Source organism: Pseudolabrys sp., from assembly GCF_035943735.1.
Taxonomy (GTDB): domain Bacteria; phylum Pseudomonadota; class Alphaproteobacteria; order Rhizobiales; family Xanthobacteraceae; genus Pseudolabrys.
On sequence record NZ_DASZBV010000017.1, the window covers coordinates 82,557 to 107,296 of the forward strand.

Consider the following 24,740-nt stretch of genomic DNA (forward strand, 5'->3'; position numbering starts at 1 on the left):
CGGAGTTCAAGACGATGGACACCTCGAAACTGCGCAAGCGGATGCCGGCCTCGACTCTGCTCGATCCGAAGATCGTGTTGCCGGCGATCGGAGAATCCTTCGTGAAGCTCGATCCGCGCACGCTGGCGAAGAACCCGGTGATGTTCGTGCTCGAAATCGTCACCGTGCTGACGACCGTGCTACTCGTGCGCGATCTCGTGAGCGGCGGCCAGTCGATCGTCTTCGAATTCCAGATCGTCATCTGGCTGTGGTTCACGGTGCTGTTCGCCAACTTCGCCGAGGCGGTGGCGGAGGGCCGCGGCAAGGCGCAGGCCGACACGTTGCGCAAGACGCGCACCGAGACGGTCGCCAAGCGTCTGCTGATGCCGGACAACCGTGAGGTTTTCGAGAGCGTGCCGGCGACCGAACTCGAGGCCGGCGACCTCGTCGTCTGCGAGACGGGCGACGTCATCCCCGGCGACGGTGAGATCATCGAGGGCATCGCGTCGGTCAACGAGGCGGCGATCACCGGCGAGTCCGCGCCGGTCATCCGCGAGTCCGGGGGCGACCGTTCGGCGGTGACCGGCGGCACCACTGTCATCTCCGACCGCATCATCGTTCGCATCACGTCCTCGCCCGGCTCGTCCTTCCTCGACCGCATGATCAAGCTGGTGGAGGGCGCCGAGCGGCAGAAAACGCCGAACGAGATCGCGCTCACCATTCTGCTGGTCGGACTGACCATCATCTTCGTCTTCGCCACCGCGACGATCCCGAGTTATGCGACCTACGCCGGCGGCGCCATCTCGGTCGTCGTGCTGGTGGCGCTGTTCGTCACGCTGATCCCGACCACGATCGGCGCGCTCCTCTCGGCGATCGGCATCGCGGGCATGGACCGTCTCGTGCGCTTCAATGTGCTGGCCATGTCCGGCCGCGCGGTTGAGGCCGCCGGCGACGTCGACACGCTGCTGCTCGACAAGACCGGCACCATCACCTTCGGCAATCGTCTTGCGACCGAGATCATCCCGGTGCCGGGTGTGAGCGAGCGCGAGGCCGCGGAGGCCGCGCTGCTCGCCAGCGACGCCGATGAGACGGCGGAGGGCCGCTCGATCATCACTTTGGTGCAGGAAAGTTACGGCTTGACGCGGCAAGCGCCCGCAGCCGATGCACGCTTCATCGAGTTCTCGGCAACCACGCGACTGTCGGGGGTTGACGTCGGCGGGCGCCGCCTGCGCAAAGGCGCGATCGACTCGGTGCTCAAATTTGCGTCCGAGCAAGCCGGCCAGAGCGTTCAGGAGCCGCAGGCTTTCCGCGTAGCGGTAGACCGGATCGCCCGCTCCGGCGGCACGCCGCTCGGCCTCGTCGATGGCGGCCGCATCCTCGGTGTCATCCACCTCAAGGACGTGGTGAAGCCGGACGTGAAGGATCGCTTCGCCGCGCTGCGCCGCATGGGCATCAAGACGGTAATGATCACCGGCGACAATCCGGTCACCGCCGCCTCGATCGCCTCGGAGGCGGGCGTCGACGATTTCATCGCCGAGGCGACGCCGGAAGACAAGCTGCGCTACATCCGCAACGAGCAGGCGAACGGCAGGCTGATCGCCATGTGCGGCGACGGCACCAACGATGCGCCGGCGCTCGCCCAGGCCGACGTCGGTGTCGCCATGCAGACCGGCACGCAGGCGGCGCGCGAGGCCGGCAACATGGTCGACCTCGATTCCGATCCGACCAAGCTCATCGAGGTGGTGGAGATCGGCAAACAGCTCCTGATGACGCGCGGCTCGCTGACGACCTTCTCGATCGCCAATGACGTGGCGAAATACTTCGCCATCATCCCGGCGATGTTCGCCGCCTTCTACCCGCAGCTCGGCGTGCTCAACATCATGGGCCTGTCGACGCCGCAGAGCGCCATCCTGTCGGCGATCATCTTCAACGCGCTCATCATCATCGCGCTGATCCCGCTGGCGCTGAAGGGCGTGAAATACCGGCCGATCGGCGCCGCCGCGTTGCTCCGCCAGAATCTCATGGTCTACGGCATCGGCGGCATCGTCCTGCCGTTCATCGGCATCAAGGCGATCGATGTCATCGTCACCGCGCTGCACCTGGCTTAACGAGGTTACGGTCATGTTGAAGGAAATCCGCCCCGCCATCGTGTTCATCGTCGCACTGACGATCATCACCGGCCTCATCTATCCGCTGGCGATGACCGGCCTCGCCGGCCTCGTCTTCCCCTCGGAGGCGCAGGGCAGCCTGATCGAGAAGGACGGCAAGGTGATCGGCTCGGCGCTGATCGGCCAGAACTTCACGAGCGACAAGTATTTCCACGGTCGTCCGTCGGCGACGACGGCCCCCGATCCGAAGGATGCCAGCAAGACGATTGAGGCGCCGTACAACGCGGCCAATTCGGGCGGCTCTAACCTCGGGCCGACCAGCAAGGCCCTTGCCGAGCGCGTGAGGGCCGACGTCGCCAAGCTCAAGGCCGAGAATCCGAACGCGGCCGTGCCCATCGATCTCGTCACCACCTCCGGCAGCGGTCTCGACCCCGATATCTCACCCGACGCCGCCTATTTCCAGGTGCCGCGCGTTGCGAAGGCGAGGGGCCTTGCGGAGTCCAAGGTCCGCGACCTGATCACCGGTCATGTCGCCGGACGCACCTTCGGGCTGCTCGGCGAGCAGCGAGTCAACGTGCTCGAACTCAATCTGGCGCTGGATGCCATCAAGTCCTGATCGACACGGGATTCCCCGCTGCCCGCCGCGGACGCAAATCGGCCGCGGGTTTTTTCGTGTATGATCCGCACGAGGAAACGGCATGGCCAGCGTTGAAACGCCCCGCGCGTCGCCCGACGCCCTTCTCGCCCTGGCGAAAAAGGAGGGGCGCGGGCATCTGAAGATATTTCTCGGCGCCGCGCCCGGCGTCGGCAAGACCTATGCCATGCTCACGGCAGCGCGCAGCGAAATGCAGGGCGGCCGCGACGTCGCGGCCGGCCTCATCGAGACGCACGGCCGCCGCGAGACGGAAGCCCTGGTCGAAGGCCTCCCGCTGCTCCCACGCAAGCCGGTCGTCTACCGCAACCAGATGGTGCGCGAGTTCGACCTCGACGGCGCGCTTGCACGACGGCCGAGCCTGCTTCTGGTGGATGAATACGCGCACACCAACGTGCCCGGCAGCCGCCATCCCAAGCGCTGGCAGGACATCGACGAACTGCTCGACGCCGGCATCGATGTCTGGACCACGCTCAACATCCAGCATCTGGAGAGCTTGAACGACGTTGTCCAGAAGATCAGCAAGGTCCGTGTACGCGAGACCGTGCCGGACAGCGTGTTCGACAAGGCCGACGAGATCGTGCTGGTCGACTTCCCGCCCGACGAGCTCCTGAAGCGCCTCGCCGAAGGCAAGGTCTACGTGCAGGACACGGCGGCGCGCGCGGTCGAGCATTTCTTCAAGCCGCAAAACCTGACCGCGCTACGCGAATTAGCGCTGCGCCGCGCCGCCGAGCGCGTCGACGCCTCGCTGATCGAGCGCATGCAGGCGCAGGCGATCGAGGGCCCGTGGGCGGCGGGCGAGCGCATCCTCGCCTGCATAGGCCCGGACCAGATCTCGCCAGCGGTGATCCGCACCGCCAAGCGTCTCGCCGATCTCATGGACGCGCCGTGGCTCGCGGTCACGGTTGAGCGGCCCGGCGCGAGTCTGGACGAGGCCGCCCGGCAGCGCATCGACGAGGCCATGGCGCTGGCGCAAAGCCTCGGCGGCGAGACCCAGACGCTCACCGGTACCGACGTGCCGGCGGAACTGCTGCGTTTCGCCAAGTTCGAGAACGTGACGCAGATCGTCATCGGCCGCTCGCGCGGCGGCTATTTGAGCGAAGTCCTGCGGCGCTCGCTGCCGCACGAGCTCGTGCGGCGCACGCAGGATATCGCCATTCACGTGGTGACGCGGGAGACCGAGGCGGTGGCAGAGGCGAAACGCCCGCCGAGCTCGACCCGGATCGCGCCGCTGCCGTTTCTCTATGCCGCGCTCGCCGTCATGGCGGCGCTGGCGGTCGGTAAAGGCCTCACCGCCCTGACGCCGATCCCGAATCTGTCGATGGTGTTCATGCTGGCGGTGCTGTTGATTGCCGTCTCGTTCGGCGTGGGGCCGGCGATCTTCGCGTCGTTCCTGTCTTTCCTCGTCTACAACTTCTTCTTCATCCCGCCGCTCTACACCTTCACCATTGCCGAGCCTTTCGAGCTGCTGGCGCTCGTCATCTTCCTGATCGTCGCCATCATCTCTTCCGCCCTGGCCGGCCGCGTGCGCCAGCAGGCGACTGTCGCCGCCACACGCATGCGCGCGACGCGGCGGCTTTACGAGTTCACCCGGCGGCTCTCCGGCCTCGCAAGTCTCGACGCAGTGGCGGAGGGGGCGGCGGGTGAAATCCATGTGAGCCTTGGCCGCGGCGTCATCGTGCTGCTGGCGCAGGGCGACGACGATCTCGCGCTCGCGGCCGCCTGGCCACCCGAGGACACGCTCGATGCGGCGGCGACGACCGCCGCGCGTTGGGCCTACACGCACCGCGAGCCGGCAGGCGCCGACACCGGCACGCTGCCGACCATTCCCTGGTATTTCACTCCTTTGCGCATCGGTGCCAAGACGCTCGGCGTCATCGGCGTCGCCCGCGGCGAGGGCCAGCTCGATTCCGAGGCGCGGGCGCTGCTCGACACGCTGACCGAGCAAACCGCGGCGGCGCTGGAACGCGCGCTCCTGTCGCGCGAGATGGTGACGGCGAAGACCGCGACCGAGACCGAGCGCGTGCGCAATACCCTGCTTGCCTCGATCTCGCACGACTTCCGTACGCCTTTGTCGTCGATCCTCGGCGCGGCGACGAGCCTGATCGATTATCGTGACAGGATGCCGGATGCGGCGCAAAAGGACTTGCTGAGCCAGATCAAGACTGAAGCCGAAGGGCTCGACGAGATGGTGCGCAACCTGCTCGCCATCACCCGCATCGACGCCGGCGCACTGGAACTTCGGCGGGACTGGGTCGACCTGCGCGAGATCGTTGCGCGGGTGGTAAACGCCGCGCGCCGCCGCGGCGCCGCGCAGGCGATCGAGGTCGAGATGCCCGAAAACCTGCCGCTGGTGCGCGCCGATGCGACGCTCGCCGAGCAGGCGATCGGAAACGTGGTCGCTAACGCCGTCGTCCATACGCCCAAGGAGGCTCGCATCGCGATCGATGCCGCCATCGCCTATGGCGACATTGTGCTCCGCGTGACTGACGACGGACCTGGCGTCGCCGCGGAGGTGCAGTCGCATATCTTCGATAAGTTCGCCAAGGCCGCCGGCGGGCCGGCCGATGGCGGCGAGAGCACCGGGCTTGGACTCGCGATCGCCAAAGGGATCATGGACGCGCATGGCGGGTCGATCCGGGTCGAGAGCCCGGTTGCGAAAGGCCGCGGCGCGCGCTTCATTCTCGTCTTCCCGTGCGAGGTCCCGCCCACATGAGCAACAATCGGCGCGTGCTCCTGGTCGATGATGAGGCGGCGATCGTCCGGTTTCTGCGGCCGGCGCTCGAAGCGAACGATTTCGAGATCGTCAGCGCCGGCACGGTGGCGGAGGCCATCAAACGTGTGGCTGCCGACTCGCCCGATATAGTCCTTCTCGATCTCGGGTTGCCCGATGGCGACGGCAAGGACGTCATCCGCCGGACCCGCGAATGGTCCGACGTGCCGATCATCGTTCTCTCGGCGCGCGAACGCGAGACGGAGAAAATCGAGTCCCTCGATCTCGGCGCCGACGATTACGTAAACAAGCCATTCAATGTCGGCGAGCTGATGGCGCGGATGCGAACCGCGCTTCGGCATCGCATGCAGCGCAAGGCCGAGCCGCCGATTCTCCGTATCGACGACCTCGAAATCGATGCCGTTCGCCACCGGGTGACCCGCGCCGGCACCGAATTGCGGCTGACGCCGAAGGAATTCGAGCTGTTGTCATTCCTGGCGCGGCACGCGGGCCGGGTGGTGACGCACAGGCAAATCCTCGCCGCGGTCTGGGGCCCGGCGCATACGGATGATACGCAATACCTGCGCGTCTATATCGGCCAGCTTCGGCAGAAGATCGAAGCAAAGGCCGACGACCCGCGGATCATCCTCACCGAGCCGGGCATCGGCTATCGGATCGTGGAGGCCTGAAGGGCTGCGATGTCCGGTACTGCCACCCCAGCCTGCGGTTGCACGTCCTGTCCAACATTCGGCGCGCCGGGCAGCGCATCCCGGTCCTGCGCTTCCGGCAGTATCGGCCGGCGACTGCGCATCCTATCGTATGGATGGATTTGTGGAGATCGAGCATGAGCGACGTTACCGACTACACGCCACCGAAGGTGTGGACCTGGACCAAGCCGAACGGCGGCCGCTTCGCCAGCATCAACCGGCCCATTGCCGGGCCGACGCATGAGAAGGAATTGCCGGTCGGGCGCCATCCGCTGCAGCTCTATTCCCTGGCCACGCCGAACGGCCAGAAGGTCACCATCATGCTCGAGGAGCTCCTGGCGCTCGGGCACAAAGGTGCGGAATACGACGCCTGGCTGATCAAGATCAGCGAGGGTGAACAGTTCGGCAGCGGCTTCGTCGCCGTGAACCCGAACTCGAAGATTCCCGCGCTCATGGATCGCAGCGGAGAGAAGCCGATCCGCGTGTTCGAATCCGGCGCGATCCTGCTCTACCTTGCCGAGAAGTTCGGTGCTTTCATGCCGAAGGAGCCGGCGCAGCGCGCCGAATGTCTGTCCTGGCTGTTCTGGCAGATGGGCAGCGCGCCGTATCTCGGCGGCGGCTTTGGTCATTTCTACGCCTACGCGCCGACGAAGATTGAATACGCCATCGATCGATTCGCCATGGAGGTAAAGCGGCAGCTCGACGTGCTTGATCGCCGCCTCGCCGAGAGCGAGTACATTGCCGGCGGCGACTACACGATTGCCGACATGGCGATCTTTCCTTGGTACGGCGGTCTGGTGAAAGGCTGGCAGTACGGCGACTCGGCGCAATTCCTGAGTGCGCACGAGTACAAGAACGTGCACCGCTGGGCGGACATGTTGCTCGCGCGCCCGGCGCTGAAGCGCGGCCGCATGGTCAACCGTATCAGCGGCGAGCCGGCGAACCAGCTACACGAGCGGCACGAAGCCGCCGATTTCGCGACCAAGACGCAGGACAAGATCGCCGCGGCTCCATGAGTCCGGTTGAAAAGGACGGGATGGGACTGCGCTAATGCAATTCGCGGGGCGGCCGCACGCGGCTTCGCTCTGTTTTCCATGCCGTGCCGAACACGTAATCCCAAAATCCGGTGGTGACGCCGAAGTTGACGTCGCCGCCGCGGTAGTGGTGCGCCGCGTGGCGCAGTCGCGCGCGGTACAAGTAGGAATTCGGCTGTACTCGGAAGTGGTGCGTCGCGTAATGAACGAACACATAGGCGAGGTAGCCGGTCATGAGGCCGGACGTCATCGCCGCCGCGGGTTCGGTGCCAATCAGGAAATACAGGGGAACCGCAAAGCCGAATATGGCGGCGACAACGCTGACCCAGGCGGGCGTGCCGATCAGCTCGAGCGGGCGATGATGATGCTTTTCATGCAGTTCGGACAGGACCGGGACGTGGTGGAAGACGAACCTGTGCAGCAGGTATTCGATCAACGTCCACGCCGTGAGGCCGAGCAGATAGCTTGCCAGCCAAGCCTGTACGTGGCCGCGCAGCGTCGCGATGAGCAGGATCGATATCAGCGGCGGAAACAGGAAGAATTCAGCGAAATACGTGAGTTTACTCATTCTCATGGCGCCGCTCACATGTGCTCGCCCGGCGAGGCGCGGTCGGCCCGCATCAGGGCAAACTAGCGCGTTGGGAAGCCAGCGACATTAAGATTCTGTCATGATCACACCGACGTCCCGTGTCCTGACGGCCTGGCGCGGGGCGGCCGGTCGCCGCCATCCGTCCGGTTCGTCCGCTCCTTCGGCCCGCAAGCAGGAGGCATTGCCGAGCCCGGTAATCGACGGTGGGAAGTCGCGTGCGCGGTATATTGCAGCGGTTCCGGCGCGGCCGCATAATCCGGAGTGTCGAAGCCGCCTCGAAGCGGTTTCGTGACACGAAAGAAATCGACATGTCCAAGATCGACGATGGCAAAGGCGTTGCGCGGCGGGCGGTACTGCAGGGCGCCGGGGCGGGGATCGGAATGGGACTCATGGCCGGCATGACAGGCGCGGCGGCGGCCGCGCCGGAAACGGCGATCTGGAGCAGCGAATACTGGGCGCACAAGGGCAGCGTGAAGCTCAATCTCTGGCGCAAGCGTCTCGGCGCGCCGGCGGCCGGCGAGGCCGCGCGCCCGGTCGTCTTCCTGGTCCACGGCTCCTCGAATTCATCGCGTACGTCCTACGATCTCTCGGTGCCGGGCCACGGCGAGTACTCGCTGATGAACGTGCTTGCCCGCGAGGGCTACGACGTCTGGACCATGGACCATGACGGCTATGGCCGCTCCGGCTCGTCCGGCAATAACTCCGACATCGCCAGCGGCGTCGAGGACCTCAAGGCGGCGATGCCCGTCGTGCAGAAAGAGAGCGGGCGGGCGAAGGTCCATCTCTACGGCACGTCGTCCGGCGGCATTCGCGCCGCGGCCTACGCGCAGGCGCAGCCCGAGCACGTCGACCGGCTGATGCTCAGCGCCTTCACCTACAAGGGCAACGGCGCGGCCGAGATCGAACGCCGGCGCAAGCGCATCGACCAGTTGCGCGCCAATAACCGCCGCAAGCGCGACGCCGCCATGATCCGTTCGATCTTTACCCGCGACGGCCATCCGCAGTTCTACGATCCGGCGGTGGCCGAGGCGATCATCGCCGACGAGATGAAGTTCGGCGACACGGTGCCGACCGGCACCTATCTCGACATGGCGGCGAACCTGCCGATCGTCGATCCGAAAAAGGTCATGGCGCCGGTGCTGATGCTGCGCGGCGAGTTCGACGGCAACTCGACCAACGACGACCTGCTCGACTTCTACCGGCAGCTTCCGAATGGCGACCGCCAGTTCGTCATCCTGCCGCAGACCGCGCACAGCGCCGGCTGGGGCAAGAACCGGCATCTCTTGTTCTATGCGCTGCGCAACTTCCTCGCCGAGCCGGCGCCGATCGCGAGCTGACGCAGCGCGCGCTCCTCAACGCATGCGGTCGAGGCTGCCGAAGAAAATGCCGTAGAGCACGACGTAGGCGGCCTGCAATCCGGCCGCGATCAGGAACGGCAGCGCGAGGTCGCCGCGGTGGAGGAGCCAGCCGCCCAACAACGGGCCGATGGCGCGCGGGATCTGCAGCGACAGGTTCTGGATGCTGGCGGCCATGCCGCGGCGTTCGGCTCGCGTGAGATCGGCGGTGACGGCCTGCCGCGCGCCGACCGTGCCGCGATTGAAGGCGGAGCGGACGGCGTAGAGCCCCACGGCGATGCCGAAGGCCGGCGCGAACGGCATCGCCGCCAGGCAGAGGATGCCGAAGCCGCGCATCAGGAGTACGGCGCGGACCGGTCCGAAGCGGCTGGCGAGACGCCCGCTGAGCAGCGAGCCGAATGCGGCAAGCACGAAGCCGACGGCCATTGCCGGACCGATCGAACTCAAGCCCTTTCCGTAGCGGAGCGCGAACCAGTAGGCCATCAACGGGCCGATCATGCCGATGCCGAAGCCGTTGACGACGTTGGCGATGGCCAGCCGCCGCAATTGGCGGTTCTCCTGCCGCGTGATGTGGTCCCCGGACAACGGATGGAGCGTGGGCGGCGCGGGTGGCGCTTGCGTTTCCTGCGTCAGCGCGAGCGCAGCGACGGCGACCAGCGAGCTGAGCGCCGGCACGACGAACAGGAGCCGATAGCCGTTGACGGTGATGTCGCCCGACAAGACGCCGGGGAGCAAAGCGAGGGTCGCGCCGGCGGCCATGCCGAGGAAGCCGACGGTGGCGTTGAACGAGAGCGCCTGGCGTCTCGTCGCGCCTTCAACCTCGCGCGCGATCCACGCCTGCTCCACCGGCGCGAACGGGCCGGCCGCGCCGTTGGCACCACGGCCGAAGCCGGCAATCGTCGCCGCGGCGAACAGGACAACGTCGCTGCTTATGACCATGACGGCAAGCGCGGCGAGGCCGGACACGACCTCGTAGATCAGCAGCATCGCGCGCCGGCTGCGCCGGTCGCTCAAGGGACCGACGATGGCCGTCAGCGTGGCGCCGAAAACGAGGCCGGCGGTGAGCACTGCGCCGATGACGGTGCCGCCGAAACCGAGCGCATGCAGATAAAGCGCGAAGCTCGCGACGGTGACGCCTTGGCCGACGCTGCGGGCGAACCGCGACACGATCAGCAGGCGAATATTGCGGGGGAAGGCCCGGTATCCGGTTCCGCTCTGGCGCATGGCCGCCGGACAGTACGGGCGGCGGCGCATCGACGCAAACGCCGCTTCCAAATTGCAAATAGTGTGGTGCCGGCGGATCGCTACGTCTAGAAAGGAGCGGGGGCTAGAGGTCCATGATGGCTGAAACGGCAGCGTCCGGAGTGGTCGTGGCGGTGTCTCTTGACGCTGACCATCGCTTCAGCAAGCCGGTGCGTGAGCGCATCAGGCTGCTGGCCGGCCTCGGGGTCGAGGGCGACGCCCATCTCGGGGTCACGGTTCGGCACCGCTCGCGCGTGCGCAAGGATCCGACGCAGCCGAACCTGCGCCAGGTTCACCTGATCCATGAGGAACTGTTTGCGGAGCTTCGCGCCGGAGGCTTTGAGCTGGCGCCGGGCGTCATTGGCGAAAACATCACCACTCGCGGCATCGATCTGCTTGCGCTTCCGCAGGGGACGCGGCTGCACCTCGGCGCGGACGCGGTTGTCGGCGTCACCGGGCTGCGCGATCCGTGCCGGCAGCTCAATGACTTCCAGCCCGGCCTGATGGCCGCCGTTCTCGACAAGGACGAATCCGGCGACGTCGTGCGCAAGGCCGGCATTATGGCTGTCGTCCTTGTCGGCGGCGACATACGCGCCGGCGATGCCATTCGCGTCGAACTGCCGCCGGAACCACATCGGCGGCTCGAGCGCGTCTGAACTTTCCTCCGCACTCTAAAGGCGCGTGCGGCTGTGTTCGCCGCTGGCCGTTTTCAAAGTTTTGCGGCACAATAGCCGTCGTTGGCGATGTCGCGGGGACAAGGTGATCCGCCCGACTGCAGCATGGGCTTTCTTGGCGATTGCGGCAGGCGTGCTGCTCGGACCTCCGATGCCGGCGCGGGCGCAGACCGTCGATGCTGCGGTGGCGCTGGCCGCCGATGTTTCGCGCAGCATCGACGAAGACGAATTCAAGCTGCAGCGGCAGGGCTATGCTGCTGCCATCACCAGCAAGCAGTTCCTCGCCGTCCTCGCCTCGATGCGGCACGGTGCCGTGGCGCTCTGCTTCATCGAATGGGCCGGCATCGGCGATCAGACGGTTGTCGTCGATTGGACGGTGGTCCGCGACCGCGACAGCGCCGAGGTCTTCGCCAAACGCCTGCTGGATGCGCCGCGCTCGAGCTCTGGCCGCACCGCGATCGGCGACGGCATTGATTTTGCGGTCAAGCGTCTCGCGGCGGCGAAATTCATGACCGAACGTCAGGTCATCGACGTCTCCGGCGACGGCACCAGTAATTCGGGACGTGCCGTGTCCATGGCGCGCGACGAAGCGGTCGAGAAGGGGATAACGATCAACGGCCTCGCCATCATCAACGAGAAGACCGGCGGCGAATTCGGCACGTATCTTTATGCCCATACGCATCCGCCGGGCGGCCTTCAGCATTACTACCACGACAACGTAATCGGCGGGCCCGGCGCCTTCGTGCTGCAGATCGTCAATTTCGACGCCTTCGCGCAGGCAATGACGGACAAGCTTGTCGCCGAAGTTTCGATGCGCAATGCGCCGCGCAGACGCGCAAGCTTGTCCGCGCCGGGCGCGGGCGATCGCTGACGCGACGCTTCATTCGAGCTTGATGCCGGCGCGGGCGATCACGTCGCCCCACTTGGCGGAATCCTTGGCGATGGTGGCGGCGAACTCCTCAGGCGTGCCGCCGCCGGGCTCGTCGCCGGTCTTCTCGAACTTCTGCAGGAAGGCCGGCGATTTCAGCGCCCTGTTGATCGCGGCATTGAGTTTGTCGACGATCGGACGCGGCACGCCCGCGGGCGCGATCACGCCGGTCCAGGTCGCGGCGTCGTAGCCTGGCACGCCGGCCTCGGCGACGGTCGGCAAGTCGGGAAATGCCGGCGAGCGATGGTCCGCCGTCACCGCCAGCGCATGCACCTTGCCGGCATGCGCGAAGGGCGCGATCGACTGCAGGCTTTCGAACATCACGTCGACGCGGCCGGCCATCAGATCCTGGATGGCGAGGGCGCCGCCGCGATAGGGGACGTGGACAATCTGAACTCCGGTCATGAATTTGAACAGTTCGCCGCCGATGTGGCCGGGCGAACCGTTGCTGGAGGAGGCGTTGGTGAGCTTGCCCGGATGCGCCTTGGCATAGGCGATCAGGTCCTTGACCGATTTCACCGGCAGCTGCGGCGACACCGCGAGCAGCATCTGCCCTCGCGTCACCAGCGCGATCGGCTGGAAATCGCGCTCGATGGTGTAGGGCAGCTTTTTCACCATGTGACGGGTGATGGCGAGCGCCCCGATCGGCCCCATGCCGAGCGTGTAGCCGTCCGGCGGCGCCTTGGCGACGAGGTCGAGCCCGATGGTCAGCGCGCCGCCGGGGCGGTCGTCGATGATGACCTGCTGCCCCAGTTCCTGCGACAGCACGGCGCCGAGCAGCCGCGCGGCGTTGTCGGTGGCGCTGCCCGCCGCCTGCGGCACGATCAGCCGGATCGGATGATCCGGAAAATCCGCCGCAACCGCAGCCCTGCAAGCGCAGATCAGTGCAATCGTCGTGAGAACAAGCCGGCGCATTTTCTCTCCCCCAAGTCTCGTTTTTCTTTGTCGCCAAGCTCACACAAAATCGCCCGCGCTGCCATCCCCGTCGCGCGCGAACGCGCCTGCCGAATTGACAGGGCGAGTGCCGCCGCTAGTCTCGCCGCAAAACAGTCGGGGGGAGACATGTTTCGCACCACACGCAGGATTTTTCTGGCTGGCGCGCTGGCGACGGCGATGGGCACGGGCGCCTGGGCGCAGACCTATCCGGACCGGCCGATCCACATCATCGCGCCGTTTCCGCCCGGCGGGCTGGTCGACGTTTTGGCGCGCGCGCTCGGCGACGAGATGTCCCGCTCGATGGGGCAGCCGGTCGTCGTCGAAAACAAGCCGGGCGCCGGCGGCAATATCGGCGCCGACATCGCCGCCAAGGCGGCGCCTGACGGCTACACGCTGCTGATGACCTCGCCGGGCATCCAGAGCATCAACCAGTTCCTCTACAAGTCGATGCCGTTCGATCCGGACAAGGCCTTCGTGCCGATTTCGATGGTCGCCGACATGTCGATGGTCGTGGTCGTGCATCCGAAGACCGGCATCACCACGCTCAAGCAACTGGTCGATTTCGCGCACGCGCATCCGGGCAAGCTGAATTTCGGTTCGGCCGGCATCGGCACCACCGGCCATCTCGGTCTCGAGCTGTTGATGCATGCCGGGCACATGAAATTCACGCACGTGCCGTACAAGGGCGCGGCGCCGTCGGTGACCGACCTCATCGCCGGTCAGATCGACGGCGTGGTCGACAACCCGCCGACTGTGCTCGCCCACATCAAGGCCGGCTCGATCAGGGCGCTGGCGGTCGCCGGCAAGGAGCGCCTGTCGGTGCTGCCCGACGTGCCGACGGCGGCGGAAGCCGGACTGCCGGACTGGGAAGCGTCGTCATGGTTCGGACTGGTGGCGCCGGCCGGCACGTCGAAGGCCATCGTCGATCGGCTGCATGCCGAGGTGGTCAAGGCGGTGAAGTCGCCCCGCATTCAGAAAATGCGCGATCGCGGCATGCGCATTGTCGGCGACACGCCCAAGGAGTTCGGCGACCTGATCGTTGCCGAGCGCAAGAAGTGGGGCGAGATCATCACCAGCGCGCACATCACGGTGCAGTGAGGTGCGTCACCGCCTACCGCGGCCCAAGATCCGTAGCCGCGGTTGGCTGCCCGGCGCAGTACGGCGGCAGGCGAGCATGTTGTTTTGGAGGGGCAGGCAGCGGTAGGCTACCGAGACCACGGACCGGGCAGCCGGGCAGACATGCAATCCGGAGGGCGGATGGTCAATCGATTGGCAGCGGCACATTTCACCGCGGCGATGCGGCATTGGCGGCCTCCTGCCCTCGTAGCGCTCGCGGCGGTGGCCGCGCTGACAGCCCTGACCGCCGACGCCCTGGCGAAGCAGCCACGTCACACGCAACCCGCAGAGACGGCGGCGCCGCGCGCTGCAGGTGAGCCGATCATGGCGATCGTGTCCATCAAGACCCAGCAAGTCACGTTCTACGACGCCGACGGCTGGATTCTGCGTGCACCGGTATCGACCGGCATCAAGGGGCGCGAGACGCCCGCTGGCGTCTTCGCCGTCCTGGAGAAGGAAAGAGACCACCACTCCACCATGTACGACGATGCCTGGATGCCGAACATGCAGCGCATCACCTGGAACGGCATCGCGCTGCACGGCGGGCCGCTGCCTGGGTATGCCGCCTCGCACGGCTGCATTCGGATGCCCTACGGCTTTGCCGAGAAGCTGTACGACAAGACGCGGATCGGGATGCGCGTGATCATCGCGCCGAACGACGCCGCCCCGGTGGAGATTTCCCATCCGGCGTTGTTGACGCCGAATGCGGAGGCTCTCGCCGCGGCCCCGATGCGTGCCGAGACGCTCGCCCGCGAGGCCGCCAAGGCCAAAAAGGCGGCCGACGAGGCAAAGAAAGCTGCGGCGCGCGCAACACGCGAGACGGCATCGCGCACGGCATCGCTACGCAAACTGAAATCGCTCAAGACCCGCGCCGACGCCGAGCTCGCGTTCGCCGACAAGGCGCTCGCCGCGGCAAAGACCGACCAAGCCAAGGCGCGGGCCGAGGAGCGGCGGCGCAAGGCCGCGTCCAGGGCCGCGGAAGCGGGGATGCGGCTCGACGCCGCCACGGCCGATGCGAGCTCGGAACGCGATGCGTATGCGGCCGCAAAAGACGCCGTGAAGGCGGCCGAAACCAAAAAGGTTGCCGCTGCCAAAGCCGCGAACGAAGCGAAGCTCGCTCTCGAACCGGTTTCGATCTACATCAGCCGCGCCACGCAGAAGCTCTACGTTCGACGCAACACGCGCAAGCACTGGCCTGACGGAGGTGAGGTATTCGACGCAACCATCGAAGTTCCGGTCACCATCCGCAATCCCGACAAACCGATCGGCACGCATGTGTTCACCGCGATGGCCCGAACCGGCGCGGGCCTGCGCTGGACCGTGGTCACGATCGACAACGGGGATGACGCCAAGAACGCGCTCGACCGCGTCACCATCCCGCAGGAGGTGCTCGGCCGCATTGCGCCGACCGCCTCGCCTCGATCCTCGATCGTCATCTCGGACGAGCCGCTGAGTAGCGAGACCAACTATCGCACCGAATTCGTCGCGGTGCTGAGCAACCAGCCGCAGGGCGGGTTCATCACGCGCAAGCCCAGCACCAACATTGACGTTGCCGGCGACGACGACGTCCGACGCAGCGGCTTCCCTGCTTTTGAGGACGGTTGGCGTAATGCGCCTCGGCGCCGCGGCTATTATCGGGCGCCATGGAGCTGGTGGTAGCGCGTTGGCGGATATCCGTTCGTCCCTGACAGAACGTGCCGAGATGTCAGTTCGCAGCGGCTTCGGAATATCGCGCGTAAAACTGGGACACCCGCTGTCGCCACATAGCGACAAAGGCGCCAGAGGTGACGTTATTGACGTTTTTCCAGATGCGTTTGACCGCCGGAAGCGTATTGCCCCAGATGGCGCGCTTGCACCACTTCTCGCCTTTTTCCCTGCCTTCGTCCGTCGCGCACATTGACCGCCACGCAAGCCGATGCGGGTGGCTTACGTGCTCTGCCGCGCCATCGATCCCCTGCTGATGAATGAGGTAGACGTCGCTCAAGGTCGGCTTCCTGTGCGTGAAGATCTCAAACAGGATGCCTTCGGTCATGAACTTCAGTGCGGCGGCGATAGTATTGTCACGCGCATCAAGAATGTCGCCGTCGCCGTACTTTTGGAATTCGCTCCTGCTCAGTTGGTACAGGCCAATATACGACCCGGTGCGCTGCTTGGGGTCGAAGCCGGACTCGATCTTCGCCACGGCCTTCATGAAAGTGAAGTCGAGTCCCAGGAGGTCGGATACCCGCTTGATTTCGTCGATCGGTGTCCCCGGCGGGATGTCCTTGAGAGACTCCAGAACAGTATCCGCCGGCTTGGTGTCGGGAGGCACTTCCGAATAAGCGTAATAGGACAAGTACGGTAGATTTCGCTTTGCATCGTTCCGCTCGGAATGCTCGATCGTAGCGGCGCCGGCAGCCTCCTCCAGACGCGCTTCCTTCCGAGCATCGGCCGGTTGATCGGGCTCCAAAGCAGCAGCCGAGTCGCTGTCCGGGTTCCGCTCGTCGTTCAGCGGCCCGTCGTCTGTGTAACGCGGCGGCAGCTCCGCCTTTTGCGCGAGCGGATGTCGGTCAGGCTGCTTCGATGATCCCGCTGACCCGGCCGGCCACGACGGCTGATCGACGTGTTGATACCCTGCCGCGCATGCCAGAACCGCTACGAATATGTAGGCCCACCAGGACGTTCGCATTCCCGCACCCCCAGCCGCCGGGTCAGGTTCCAGCTCATATCACCCGCGAGCCACATCATAATCTGCAATACCTGTTGGATTGCAATAGCGCCAGATAACGGTGCCGGTGGGGCGAGATCATCATCAGCGCGCACATCGCGGTGCAGTGAGGCGCGTCACCGCCTGCCGCGGCTCGAGACCCGTGTCCGCGGTTGGCTGCTCCGCGCGGTCAAGCAGACCTGTGCATGATCGGCCCGATGGTCTGCGTCGAGCCATATGCGGCCCCCGGTCGCCTCGCGCCAACTGAGGTCTGGTGGGGTGTAGCGTTGCTAGAAGTCGCCGTCCAAAGGCGCATCGCAGTGATCGCCCTCGACGCGCGCCGTGTATCTGTTCACTGCATGGTCCAGGCCGCACGCCATGCAGGCGAGACGCACGAACGCGTCCTGGACCCGTTGATCCTCGAACGTGGCTTGGACTTTGTACCCTGTCTCCGGGCATCGAAACACGATTTCCGGCATCTGTCCCCCAGTGCAGAATCGATCGCTTCATGTTTGCGCGAGATGCGAAGCGCCGCCGCGCTGAAGACGCGGGCCGGTCGCGGCAACCTCACCGAACAAACTCTTCGCTATCAGGCGAGAGCAGTGAGGGAGGATTCGCCGGCGTCGCGAAGCACGACTTTGTTTCTGATTGTTTCCGGAGCGCCATTAGAAACAATCCTGAACCGAATGTTCAGGCCTTTTAGCCTGTGGTTAATGAGCGACGCCTACCGTCCCTCTCGAAATGGCGCTGGGGTATGCCAGCAAATTTGGGGGACTGCCTATGTCTGCAATTTCGTCCAGTATGGCCTCGTCGTCCTTCTCGCCGCTTGCGCGACTGCAAGATGAATTGAACTCGGAGGTATCCTCCGGCACGATCAATTCGTCCGACCAGAACGCACTCAGCGCGGCGCTCACCGACATCGACTCTTCGCTCAAGAGCGATGCCACCAGCGGCGGCAAGCCGTCGCGGACCGACATGCAGTCGAAGATCAACGACCTGATCTCGAACGAAGTCACCAATGGCAAGCTCACCAGCTCGCAGGCCGACGAACTCAAGCAGGTCTTCGCCAACGCCTTCAAGGGCGGGCCCGGTGGTCCTGGCGGCCCCGGCGGACCGGGAGGCCCCGGCGGCCAGGACGCTTTGGCCGCCAGCACCGGTTCGAGCGCGTCGGATTCGAGTTCGTCGAGCTCCGACATCACCACGCTTCTGACCGACTTCCTGAATTCGCTGAAGAGCTCGAACGGAGGCTCGTCGACCTACGACACCAGCGGCAGCAGCCTCGCCGCGCAAATCCAGTCGCTGGTCCTGAACGTTCAGGCCTGATCCTGTTAGTCGGCCTGATCTGTGAAAACGACGCCGCAGGCCCCACCCGGCGTCGTTTTTTTTCGACGCGTGGCGCGGTCAGCGCATCGGCATCGGCATCGGCATCGGCATCGGCGGCGGCATGGCCGGACGCAATTCGGCGCGCTGCTCCGGCGTCAGCATCTGATACAAGGCAAGCACAGGCCCGTGCGTCGCCCGCACGAGATCGAGTCTTGCCGAAGCCTGCGCCTCCAGCACATCGAGCTCGTTCGGCACGTTCTTGGCGTCGCCCGGCCCGCGCGCCAAGCGGTCGCACGCGGCGTGCAGCTTGGCGATCGCCGGCTGGGCCGCGTCCTCCACCTTCCGCCAGGCCTGCCGCTGCTCGTCGGTGAGACGCAATTTGCTCGTCAGATAGCCAGCCATGCCTGCTTGAAAATCGAGACGCGTCTCGCAGGCGATGCGCGACATCATCATCGGCCGCGGTCCGGCGAAAAACGGCGGCTCGGGCGGCGGGCCGAACGGTCCCGCGGCGGCGTCGTGCGGCGGCAGCGGTCGCGGCGGCAATTGATGCGCCGGTCCCAGCGGGACTCCGGCCGGACCCGAGGCCTGCGCGAGTTGCGTGAGCAAGCCCGCTTCGTCGAAACCGGGGGCCGCCTGCGCGACACGCGCCTGATCTTTCCAGCGCACCGCCGCGACAGCGGCAGTCCCCGTCTCCGAGGCGCCGGCCGGCGCCCGGTCGCCATTGCCGAGCGCCAGCATCAAAATGCCTGCCGCGGCGGCGACCGTTAGAACTCTGGTTGCGAGGCTCATGACAACTCCTTTCGTGAAGGCGCCCGGAATAGCGGCGGAGCCTCGCCGAAATGCGTCGATCATTTAGTGTTTTGTTTCGCGGCTTTCGTGCAATGTCTCCGGATCCGCAAAATCCCGAGGGTTTCTTCGGTCTAGAAACATTTGGAAACAAAACGGGCGCGTTGACTGGCGCGCTGAACGCGCTATCCGGTACCGATGAGCTTACAGCCCCACATCCTCGTCGTCGAAGACGACCGCGAAGTGAGCACTCTCGTTTCGCGATTTCTGCGCGCCAACGGCATGCGGGTGTCGCTTGCCAGTGACGGCCGGGCCATGGACAAGGAGCTCAGGGACGCGCGAATCGACCTGATTGTGCTCGACGTCATGCTGCCGGCCGAGGATGGGCTCAGTATATGCCGGCGCCTGCGCGCAAGCTCGATGATGCCGATCATCATGCTCACCGCGAAGGCCGAGGACATCGACCGCATCGTGGGGCTCGAAATGGGCGCCGACGACTATCTCGCCAAGCCGTTCAACCCGCGCGAATTGCTGGCGCGCATCCGTTCGGTGTTGCGGCGAACATCCGTCCACGGCGCTGAGGTGGCACCGCAAAGTGGCGTCTTCAATTTCGCGGGTTGGCGGCTCGATCGCCACGCGCGGCAATTGTTCAATCCCGACGGCGCGCATGTCGCGCTCACCGGCGCCGAGTTCGACCTGCTGCTCGTCCTCTGCGAGCGACCGCGCCGGGTGCTGCGGCGCGAGCAGCTGATCGATCTCACGCAGGGCCGCGCGGCACATCCGTTCGAACGCAGCGTCGATATCCTCGTCAGCCGACTACGGCAGAAGATGGAGCAGAATCCGAAGGTGCCGGTGCTGTTCCAGACGATACGCTCCGGCGGCTACATGTTCTCGCCTGAGGTGACCGTGGCATGAACGCGTTCATGCAGCGCATCATGCCGAGCCGTATCGGTACGCAGATTGCCGTTCTGGTGGTCACCGCGATCGTCGTCGCGCACGTCGCGATCACGACCGTCATCTTCTTCGGCCACAGCCACGCGCCGGAGCCGCCGTTCCTGGAGATAGAGAGCCTCGTCACAACGCAGCGGCTTATTGCGGCCGAGCCGGACGAGACGCTGCGCGCGGCGATGCTGATCGCTGCGCAGCGCGCTTACCCGGATCTGCTGGTGCTGTCGCAGGCGCCGGCGGCGGACAACGCGTCGCCGGAGGACCGTTTCCTCCCCGATCTGATCGGCCGCGTCAACGGTGTGGGGGTCTTCATCGCACATGTCCCGGCCGGCGACGCTTCGCAGCAAATCGCCGTCGCCCGCCTCGCCGATGGCCGAGCGCTGGCCGTACCTCTTCGCGCGCCCCCTCGGCACCCCTTCCTGTCGCCGGTGGTGTTGGGCACGCTCGCCTTCATGGCGAGCGCGCTCATCCTTCTGTCGCTTTGGGCGGCGCGGCAACTCGCGGCTCCGCTAGCGCGCGTCGCCAGTGCCGCCGACCGTTTCACGGTCACGGCCCGCAGTCCGCTCCTGTCCGAAGCCGGCCCGGTCGAAGTGCGCCGTGTCGCCAAGGCGCTGAACGACATGCAGGCGCGAGTCGTGACGCTGATCGAGGATCGCACGCGCATGCTCGCGGCGGTCAGTCATGACCTGCGGACGCCGATCACCCGGCTGCGCCTCCGCGCCGAAGACATTGACGACGTGAACCGGCGTGCTCCGATCCTGCGCGACCTATCGACCATGGAAAACCTGGTGCAATCCGCGCTCTGGTTCCTGCGCGGCGAGCTCGAACCGACGCCGCGCGTAACCACCGATCTGCCGCCGCTGGTGCAAACCGTCTGTGACGACTTTTCCGATGCCGGCCATGCCCTGCGCTACGACGCTCCGGCGCACCTCTACGTGCGATGCGCGCCTGAGCAATTGATGCGCGCGATCCAGAACCTCATCGACAACTCGCTGAAATTCGGCGGATCGGTCGAGGTTCGCGTGCGCAGCGCGGGCGCCGAGGCGCTGATCGAGGTGGAAGATGACGGCCCCGGCATCCCGGCCGTAGAGAAGGACCGTGTCCTCGAGCCGTTCTACCGGGGTGACGCGGCGCGCAGCCTGAATGACGGCGACAGCTTCGGCCTAGGTTTGTCGATCGCGCGCTCCATCGCGGTGCAGAACGGTGGCCGGCTCGAACTCGTCGATGCGAAGCCGCACGGCCTCATTGCACGCATTGCGGTCCCGCTTGAGGTCTGAGGGCTGCGTACGATCTGGGAGAAAGTGACCCCGCGCCTCGCTCAGCCGAGCCGGTAGCCCTCAGGCGAGCAGCGGAACAAGGTCTGCGCGCGCTTCACCCGCGCGCTCGGACCGGGCGTGAGGCCCCAGTGGTCGACGCGTCCCGGCGGCCAGACCCATTCTTCCGGCTTGCGCGGCCGGTGGTCCTCGCCGACCTGCTGCATGTCCGAGGTGTATTCCAGCGGCATCTCTTCCGGACCGCAGAAATAGGCGAAGACATTGTTGCCCGGCCCGTGCCGTCCCGGGCCCCATTCCACCGGATAGCCGTGGTCGCGCATGCGGCCGATGCCGCGCATTGTGGAATCGTCGTCCGGCATCTCGAAGGCGACATGATTGAGCGTCGCGGCCGTGTTGAAGCCGATGACCATGCTGTGGTGGTCGGTGTTGTCGCAGCGCAGAAAACGGAATTGCCTGGTCTGGTCGGACAGGCGGAAGCCGAGCGCGTCGCGCATGAAGGCGAAGGTCGCCTCGTTGTCCGCGCAATTGAGATTGACGTGGGAGATCTTGCGTGGCCGGTCGGCCCGGTCGGCGGCATCGGCATGATCGGCGAGGCCGCAGACGACGGCGAAGCTACGGCCTTCCGGATCGCGGCAGCCGAAGCCGTAGCCGCCCGCGGCGAGCGCGCGCGGCGAACCGTCGACCGTGCCGCCGGCGCCCACGACCTGGCGATGCAGGCCGTCGACCGTGGCCCGGTCGGCCGCATCGAGGACCATGCGCGTGAGGCCGAGGTGCGGCGCCCGGTGCAGCCGGAGGATATGATGAAACGCGCCGGTGCCCCGCATCAGCACTTCGTCGGCCGGACCGGCGATCGGCGTCAGATTCCACACGTCCGAGAAGAACCGCGCTGCCGTCTCCAGACCGGTGACGCCAAAGTCCACAGCGCGGACGGCGCGTACGCTATAGGTCGGCATGGGAATTCCGTGTGTGGAGGAGGGACGTCGTGGACCCTCCGGATGAGCTCATGCTAAAGCTCGTAGCGCAAAGCAGGGCGGATTGTGAAGGCCGCGGGATAAGCATTTGCACCAACAATACGCGCGTCTCCCCCCGCCACCGAGGCACCATGACATCCTGGCCTAACCAGACCGAGCATCTTTTCATCCTCAAAAACTTTGTCTTCGCCAGCGGTGAGCCACTCGCCGAGCTGAAGCAGCATGTCGTCACGTTCGGCACGCCAACGCGCAATGCCGCCGGCGAGATCACGAATGCCGTGCTCCTGCTGCACAATACGACCGGCAGTGGCGCGACGTGGCTGTCGCCGGAGATCGCCGATCATCTGTTCGCGCCGGGCCAGCCGCTCGACGCCGGCAAGTTTTTTCTGGTCGCCGGCGACATGATCGGCTTCGGCCGCTCGAGCAAGCCGAGCAACGGCCTGCGCGCGCGGTTTCCGCATTATCGGTACGCCGACATGGTCACGGCGCAGCATCAGGTGCTCACCAAGCATCTCGGCGTCCGGCACTTGCGGCTCGTGCTGGGCCTGTCGATGGGCGGCATGCTGACCTGGATGTTCGGCGAAATGTATCCGGATTTTATGGACGCGCTGATGCCGATCGCCAGCCAGCCCGGACCGATGAGCGGCCGCAACTGGATCCAGCGTCGCATCAATATCGAGGCGATCCGCAGCGATCCGGAGTGGAATAACGGCGACTACGAACGCAATCCGACGCGCTGGGTGCTGACGGCGCCGATCGGCGCCTTGATGACGCAGAGCGTGGTGCGCATCCAGGAGATGGCGCCGACGCGCGCCGCGGCCGACGAGCTCTACCGCCGCTTCGTGGAGCGGGCGGCGAAAGGCGACGCCAACGACCGGCTCTACCAGCTCGAGGCCTCGATGGATTACGATCCGTCCGGCGCGCTCGACCGCATCAAGGCGCGGCTGTTCGCCCTCAATTTCGCCGACGACGCGCTCAATCCGCCCGAGCTCGGCGTGCTGGAGCCGGCCATCGCCAGGATTCCCGGGGCGCGGTGCAAGACGCTGCCGGCGGGAGCGTTAACGCAGGGTCACTATACGACCATGCGCGCCGAGCTCTGGCAGGGCCATCTGGGCGCCTTTCTCGCCGGGCTGCCGCCCGCGTGATGGTAAATAAACGCTTGTCATTTACCGACCAATGCAAGGCACCCGCGACGGTGTGGTGCAAAGCCGCAGATCGCTAAAATTTTAGCCGATGAATTGAGCCAAAATCGATTGATCCGCCCTAGGTTCCACCCGGATGAGGTGGACGGGGATGAGTGCCGGATCAAAAGCAACGATCGGAGCGTTTGCACGTGCACAAATCGCGTGCGTGCGCGCGCGCCTCGCCGCGTCGGGCGGGCGGGTGCGTGCGACGCAGCAGATGGCCGGCGCAGCGTTCATGATCCGCGTTGCCGGCGCCGGCATCGTCTTCGTGTCGCAGGCGCTCCTGGCGCGCTGGATGGGCGAGCACGCTTTCGGCAATTACGTCTATGTCTGGACCTGGCTGCTTCTTCTCGGTGACCTCTTCCATTTCGGCCTGCCGCTGACGGCGCAGCGTTACGTGCCGGCCTATACGGAGGCGGGGGCATTGCCGCTGTTGCGCGGCTATCTGCAAGCCAGCCGCTGGATCGTGTTTCTGATCGGCGCGGCCGCGGGTGCAATCGGTCTTCTCATGATCTCCCTTGCCCGCGGCGCATTCGACCGCGACCTCATCGTGCCGCTGATCTGCGGCTGCGTCGCGTTGCCGTTCTTCGTCCTTACCTTCATGTCGGACGCGCTGGCGCGCTCCTATGACTGGGTGCGGCTGGCGCTGCTGCCGGCCTATATCGTGCGGCCGCTTGGTCTCATCGTCGTCATCGGCGTGCTGCATTTCGCCGGCATGCGCGTCGACGACATCTCGGTGCTGGCAACGTTGGCGATCGTGTCGGCGCTGGTCGCCTGCGCCCAGACCATCCTGCTCGACCGCGGCATTGCCGGCATCGTCCCGCGCGGTCCGAGCCAATTCGCGCTCGGCGAGTGGCTGCGCACGGCGGCGCCGATCGTGCTTGTCTGGGGCATGTACACGCTGCTGACGTCGACCGACGTGCTCGTGCTCAAGCATTTCCGTCCGGCCGAGGATGTCGGCCACTACTTCGCGGCGGCGAAAATCATCGCTCTGGTCAGCATCATCAACTTCTCGGTCGGCGCGGCGGCCGCGCACCAGTTCACGCGGCTGCACGTCGCCGGCGACCATGACGGTCTGTCCGCCTACGCCGCCGACACGGTGCGGCTGATGTTCTGGCCCTCGCTCGCGGTCACCTTGTGTGTGCTGGCGCTCGGTCGCCCCTTGCTGATGTTGTTCGGACCCGGCTTCGCCGGCGCCTATCCCATCATGGCCGTGCTCGCGGTCGGCCAGCTCGCGCGCGCCTCGGTCGGCCCCGCCGAACGCCTGCTCAATATGGTCGGCCAGCAGAACCGCTGCGCGCTGGCTTATGTCGCCGCCTTCGCCGTCAACATCGTCGGCTGCATCGTCCTGGCGCCGCGCTTCGGCGGCATGGGCGCCGCGGTCGCGACCGCCGCCGCCTTCGTCACGGAAGCCGTGTTGTTGGCACTGATCGCCAAGCGGAGCGCCGGCGTGTGGCTGTTCGTCTGGCGGCCGAAGCGCCGCTCCGACGCGCGTCTGAACGCGCTGCGGCCGCAGCTTGGGACGGAGAGGTAGC

At 66.0% G+C, this 24,740-nt stretch carries 22 protein-coding genes; 16 read left to right on the forward strand and 6 right to left on the reverse strand.

Going from position 1 to position 24,740, the window contains the following annotated elements; genetic code table 11:
• Positions 1 to 14: 14 nt before the first annotated feature.
• The 5 genes from kdpB (at position 15) to yghU (ending at position 7,175) form a co-directional block, all read left to right on the forward strand.
• Positions 15 to 2,087 (forward strand): potassium-transporting ATPase subunit KdpB, encoded by a 2,073-nt coding sequence (gene kdpB / locus VGV41_RS11510; protein ID WP_326863974.1) that lies wholly within the window; start codon positions 15 to 17, stop codon positions 2,085 to 2,087.
• A gap of 13 nt (positions 2,088 to 2,100) precedes the next feature.
• On the forward strand, positions 2,101 to 2,703 hold the full coding sequence (locus VGV41_RS11515) for a K(+)-transporting ATPase subunit C (protein ID WP_326863975.1): 603 nt from the start codon (positions 2,101 to 2,103) through the stop codon (positions 2,701 to 2,703).
• Positions 2,704 to 2,785: 82 nt separating this feature from the next.
• Positions 2,786 to 5,455: a sensor histidine kinase KdpD gene (locus tag VGV41_RS11520; protein WP_326863976.1), complete on the forward strand. Its 2,670-nt coding sequence runs from the start codon at positions 2,786 to 2,788 to the stop codon at positions 5,453 to 5,455.
• Complete coding sequence (locus tag VGV41_RS11525) at positions 5,452 to 6,141, forward strand: response regulator (protein ID WP_326863977.1); 690 nt, start codon at positions 5,452 to 5,454, stop codon at positions 6,139 to 6,141. Before VGV41_RS11520 ends, VGV41_RS11525 begins: the two co-directional genes overlap by 4 nt.
• Positions 6,142 to 6,296: 155 nt before the next feature.
• Positions 6,297 to 7,175, forward strand: coding sequence for a glutathione-dependent disulfide-bond oxidoreductase (gene yghU / locus VGV41_RS11530; protein WP_326863978.1), 879 nt, complete (start codon positions 6,297 to 6,299; stop codon positions 7,173 to 7,175).
• Positions 7,176 to 7,206: 31 nt separating this feature from the next.
• On the opposite strand, the gene VGV41_RS11535 is transcribed toward yghU, so the two are convergent.
• The gene (locus VGV41_RS11535) at positions 7,207 to 7,779 is read right to left on the reverse strand and encodes a sterol desaturase family protein (protein WP_326863979.1); all 573 of its coding nucleotides are present in this window, start codon (positions 7,777 to 7,779) and stop codon (positions 7,207 to 7,209) included.
• Positions 7,780 to 8,090: 311 nt separating this feature from the next.
• Here VGV41_RS11535 and VGV41_RS11540 point away from each other — a divergent pair, with 311 nt between their 5' ends.
• Positions 8,091 to 9,119, forward strand: a complete 1,029-nt coding sequence (locus tag VGV41_RS11540; RefSeq protein ID WP_326863980.1) for an alpha/beta fold hydrolase — start codon at positions 8,091 to 8,093, stop codon at positions 9,117 to 9,119.
• 15 nt (positions 9,120 to 9,134) lie between these two features.
• Here the strand turns inward: VGV41_RS11540 and VGV41_RS11545 are convergent, their stop codons facing one another.
• Positions 9,135 to 10,391, reverse strand: a complete 1,257-nt coding sequence (locus VGV41_RS11545; RefSeq protein WP_326863981.1) for an MFS transporter — start codon at positions 10,389 to 10,391, stop codon at positions 9,135 to 9,137.
• An 86-nt stretch (positions 10,392 to 10,477) separates the two neighbouring features.
• Here VGV41_RS11545 and VGV41_RS11550 point away from each other — a divergent pair, with 86 nt between their 5' ends.
• Positions 10,478 to 11,035 carry an MOSC domain-containing protein gene (locus tag VGV41_RS11550; protein WP_326863982.1) on the forward strand — a complete coding sequence of 186 codons (558 nt, stop codon included), beginning with the start codon at positions 10,478 to 10,480 and terminating at the stop codon, positions 11,033 to 11,035.
• Positions 11,036 to 11,168: 133 nt separating this feature from the next.
• On the forward strand, positions 11,169 to 11,924 hold the full coding sequence (locus VGV41_RS11555) for a DUF1194 domain-containing protein (protein WP_326863983.1): 756 nt from the start codon (positions 11,169 to 11,171) through the stop codon (positions 11,922 to 11,924).
• Positions 11,925 to 11,933: 9 nt separating this feature from the next.
• Here VGV41_RS11555 and VGV41_RS11560 read toward each other — a convergent pair whose 3' ends face one another.
• Positions 11,934 to 12,896 (reverse strand): tripartite tricarboxylate transporter substrate binding protein, encoded by a 963-nt coding sequence (locus VGV41_RS11560; RefSeq protein WP_326863984.1) that lies wholly within the window; start codon positions 12,894 to 12,896, stop codon positions 11,934 to 11,936.
• Positions 12,897 to 13,043: 147 nt separating this feature from the next.
• Between VGV41_RS11560 and VGV41_RS11565 the strand changes: the two genes are divergently transcribed.
• Both VGV41_RS11565 and VGV41_RS11570 read left to right on the forward strand, forming a co-directional pair.
• Complete coding sequence (locus tag VGV41_RS11565; RefSeq protein ID WP_326863985.1) at positions 13,044 to 14,015, forward strand: tripartite tricarboxylate transporter substrate binding protein; 972 nt, start codon at positions 13,044 to 13,046, stop codon at positions 14,013 to 14,015.
• Positions 14,016 to 14,174: 159 nt separating this feature from the next.
• A complete protein-coding gene (locus VGV41_RS11570) occupies positions 14,175 to 15,692 on the forward strand; it encodes a L,D-transpeptidase (protein ID WP_326863986.1) in 1,518 nt (505 codons plus the stop codon).
• A gap of 46 nt (positions 15,693 to 15,738) precedes the next feature.
• Here VGV41_RS11570 and VGV41_RS11575 read toward each other — a convergent pair whose 3' ends face one another.
• Positions 15,739 to 16,701 (reverse strand): hypothetical protein, encoded by a 963-nt coding sequence (locus VGV41_RS11575; protein WP_326863987.1) that lies wholly within the window; start codon positions 16,699 to 16,701, stop codon positions 15,739 to 15,741.
• A 224-nt stretch (positions 16,702 to 16,925) separates the two neighbouring features.
• Here VGV41_RS11575 and VGV41_RS11580 point away from each other — a divergent pair, with 224 nt between their 5' ends.
• Together VGV41_RS11580 and VGV41_RS11585 are read left to right on the forward strand one after the other, a co-directional pair.
• The gene (locus VGV41_RS11580; RefSeq protein ID WP_326863988.1) at positions 16,926 to 17,564 is read left to right on the forward strand and encodes a hypothetical protein; all 639 of its coding nucleotides are present in this window, start codon (positions 16,926 to 16,928) and stop codon (positions 17,562 to 17,564) included.
• 1 nt (position 17,565) lies between these two features.
• Positions 17,566 to 18,042 carry a hypothetical protein gene (locus tag VGV41_RS11585; protein WP_326863989.1) on the forward strand — a complete coding sequence of 159 codons (477 nt, stop codon included), beginning with the start codon at positions 17,566 to 17,568 and terminating at the stop codon, positions 18,040 to 18,042.
• A gap of 78 nt (positions 18,043 to 18,120) precedes the next feature.
• Here the strand turns inward: VGV41_RS11585 and VGV41_RS11590 are convergent, their stop codons facing one another.
• Complete coding sequence (locus VGV41_RS11590) at positions 18,121 to 18,831, reverse strand: Spy/CpxP family protein refolding chaperone (protein WP_326863990.1); 711 nt, start codon at positions 18,829 to 18,831, stop codon at positions 18,121 to 18,123.
• 195 nt (positions 18,832 to 19,026) lie between these two features.
• Here VGV41_RS11590 and VGV41_RS11595 point away from each other — a divergent pair, with 195 nt between their 5' ends.
• Positions 19,027 to 19,743, forward strand: a complete 717-nt coding sequence (locus tag VGV41_RS11595; protein ID WP_326863991.1) for a response regulator — start codon at positions 19,027 to 19,029, stop codon at positions 19,741 to 19,743.
• Entirely contained in the window at positions 19,740 to 21,053 is a 1,314-nt protein-coding gene (locus VGV41_RS11600) for a HAMP domain-containing sensor histidine kinase (protein WP_326863992.1), read from the forward strand. Before VGV41_RS11595 ends, VGV41_RS11600 begins: the two co-directional genes overlap by 4 nt.
• A gap of 41 nt (positions 21,054 to 21,094) precedes the next feature.
• On the opposite strand, the gene VGV41_RS11605 is transcribed toward VGV41_RS11600, so the two are convergent.
• On the reverse strand, positions 21,095 to 22,003 hold the full coding sequence (locus VGV41_RS11605; protein ID WP_326863993.1) for a VOC family protein: 909 nt from the start codon (positions 22,001 to 22,003) through the stop codon (positions 21,095 to 21,097).
• 149 nt (positions 22,004 to 22,152) lie between these two features.
• Here VGV41_RS11605 and VGV41_RS11610 point away from each other — a divergent pair, with 149 nt between their 5' ends.
• Together VGV41_RS11610 and VGV41_RS11615 are read left to right on the forward strand one after the other, a co-directional pair.
• Complete coding sequence (locus VGV41_RS11610) at positions 22,153 to 23,166, forward strand: alpha/beta fold hydrolase (RefSeq protein WP_326863994.1); 1,014 nt, start codon at positions 22,153 to 22,155, stop codon at positions 23,164 to 23,166.
• A gap of 256 nt (positions 23,167 to 23,422) precedes the next feature.
• Entirely contained in the window at positions 23,423 to 24,739 is a 1,317-nt protein-coding gene (locus VGV41_RS11615) for a lipopolysaccharide biosynthesis protein (RefSeq protein ID WP_326863995.1), read from the forward strand.
• Position 24,740: the final 1 nt, after the last annotated feature.

Coding starts and splice junctions, on each gene's coding strand:
- VGV41_RS11590 (WP_326863990.1), bottom strand. CDS start 18,831: ATGAGCCTCGCAACCAGAGTTCTAACGGTCGCCGCCGCGGCAGGCATT.
- VGV41_RS11525 (WP_326863977.1), top strand. CDS start 5,452: ATGAGCAACAATCGGCGCGTGCTCCTGGTCGATGATGAGGCGGCGATC.
- VGV41_RS11595 (WP_326863991.1), top strand. CDS start 19,027: ATGAGCTTACAGCCCCACATCCTCGTCGTCGAAGACGACCGCGAAGTG.
- VGV41_RS11515 (WP_326863975.1), top strand. CDS start 2,101: ATGTTGAAGGAAATCCGCCCCGCCATCGTGTTCATCGTCGCACTGACG.
- VGV41_RS11580 (WP_326863988.1), top strand. CDS start 16,926: ATGATCGGCCCGATGGTCTGCGTCGAGCCATATGCGGCCCCCGGTCGC.
- VGV41_RS11575 (WP_326863987.1), bottom strand. CDS start 16,701: ATGCGAACGTCCTGGTGGGCCTACATATTCGTAGCGGTTCTGGCATGC.
- yghU (WP_326863978.1), top strand. CDS start 6,297: ATGAGCGACGTTACCGACTACACGCCACCGAAGGTGTGGACCTGGACC.
- VGV41_RS11565 (WP_326863985.1), top strand. CDS start 13,044: ATGTTTCGCACCACACGCAGGATTTTTCTGGCTGGCGCGCTGGCGACG.
- VGV41_RS11540 (WP_326863980.1), top strand. CDS start 8,091: ATGTCCAAGATCGACGATGGCAAAGGCGTTGCGCGGCGGGCGGTACTG.
- VGV41_RS11605 (WP_326863993.1), bottom strand. CDS start 22,003: ATGCCGACCTATAGCGTACGCGCCGTCCGCGCTGTGGACTTTGGCGTC.
- VGV41_RS11520 (WP_326863976.1), top strand. CDS start 2,786: ATGGCCAGCGTTGAAACGCCCCGCGCGTCGCCCGACGCCCTTCTCGCC.
- VGV41_RS11545 (WP_326863981.1), bottom strand. CDS start 10,391: ATGCGCCGCCGCCCGTACTGTCCGGCGGCCATGCGCCAGAGCGGAACC.
- VGV41_RS11550 (WP_326863982.1), top strand. CDS start 10,478: ATGGCTGAAACGGCAGCGTCCGGAGTGGTCGTGGCGGTGTCTCTTGAC.
- VGV41_RS11610 (WP_326863994.1), top strand. CDS start 22,153: ATGACATCCTGGCCTAACCAGACCGAGCATCTTTTCATCCTCAAAAAC.
- VGV41_RS11615 (WP_326863995.1), top strand. CDS start 23,423: ATGGCCGGCGCAGCGTTCATGATCCGCGTTGCCGGCGCCGGCATCGTC.
- kdpB (WP_326863974.1), top strand. CDS start 15: ATGGACACCTCGAAACTGCGCAAGCGGATGCCGGCCTCGACTCTGCTC.
- VGV41_RS11560 (WP_326863984.1), bottom strand. CDS start 12,896: ATGCGCCGGCTTGTTCTCACGACGATTGCACTGATCTGCGCTTGCAGG.
- VGV41_RS11570 (WP_326863986.1), top strand. CDS start 14,175: ATGGTCAATCGATTGGCAGCGGCACATTTCACCGCGGCGATGCGGCAT.
- VGV41_RS11600 (WP_326863992.1), top strand. CDS start 19,740: ATGAACGCGTTCATGCAGCGCATCATGCCGAGCCGTATCGGTACGCAG.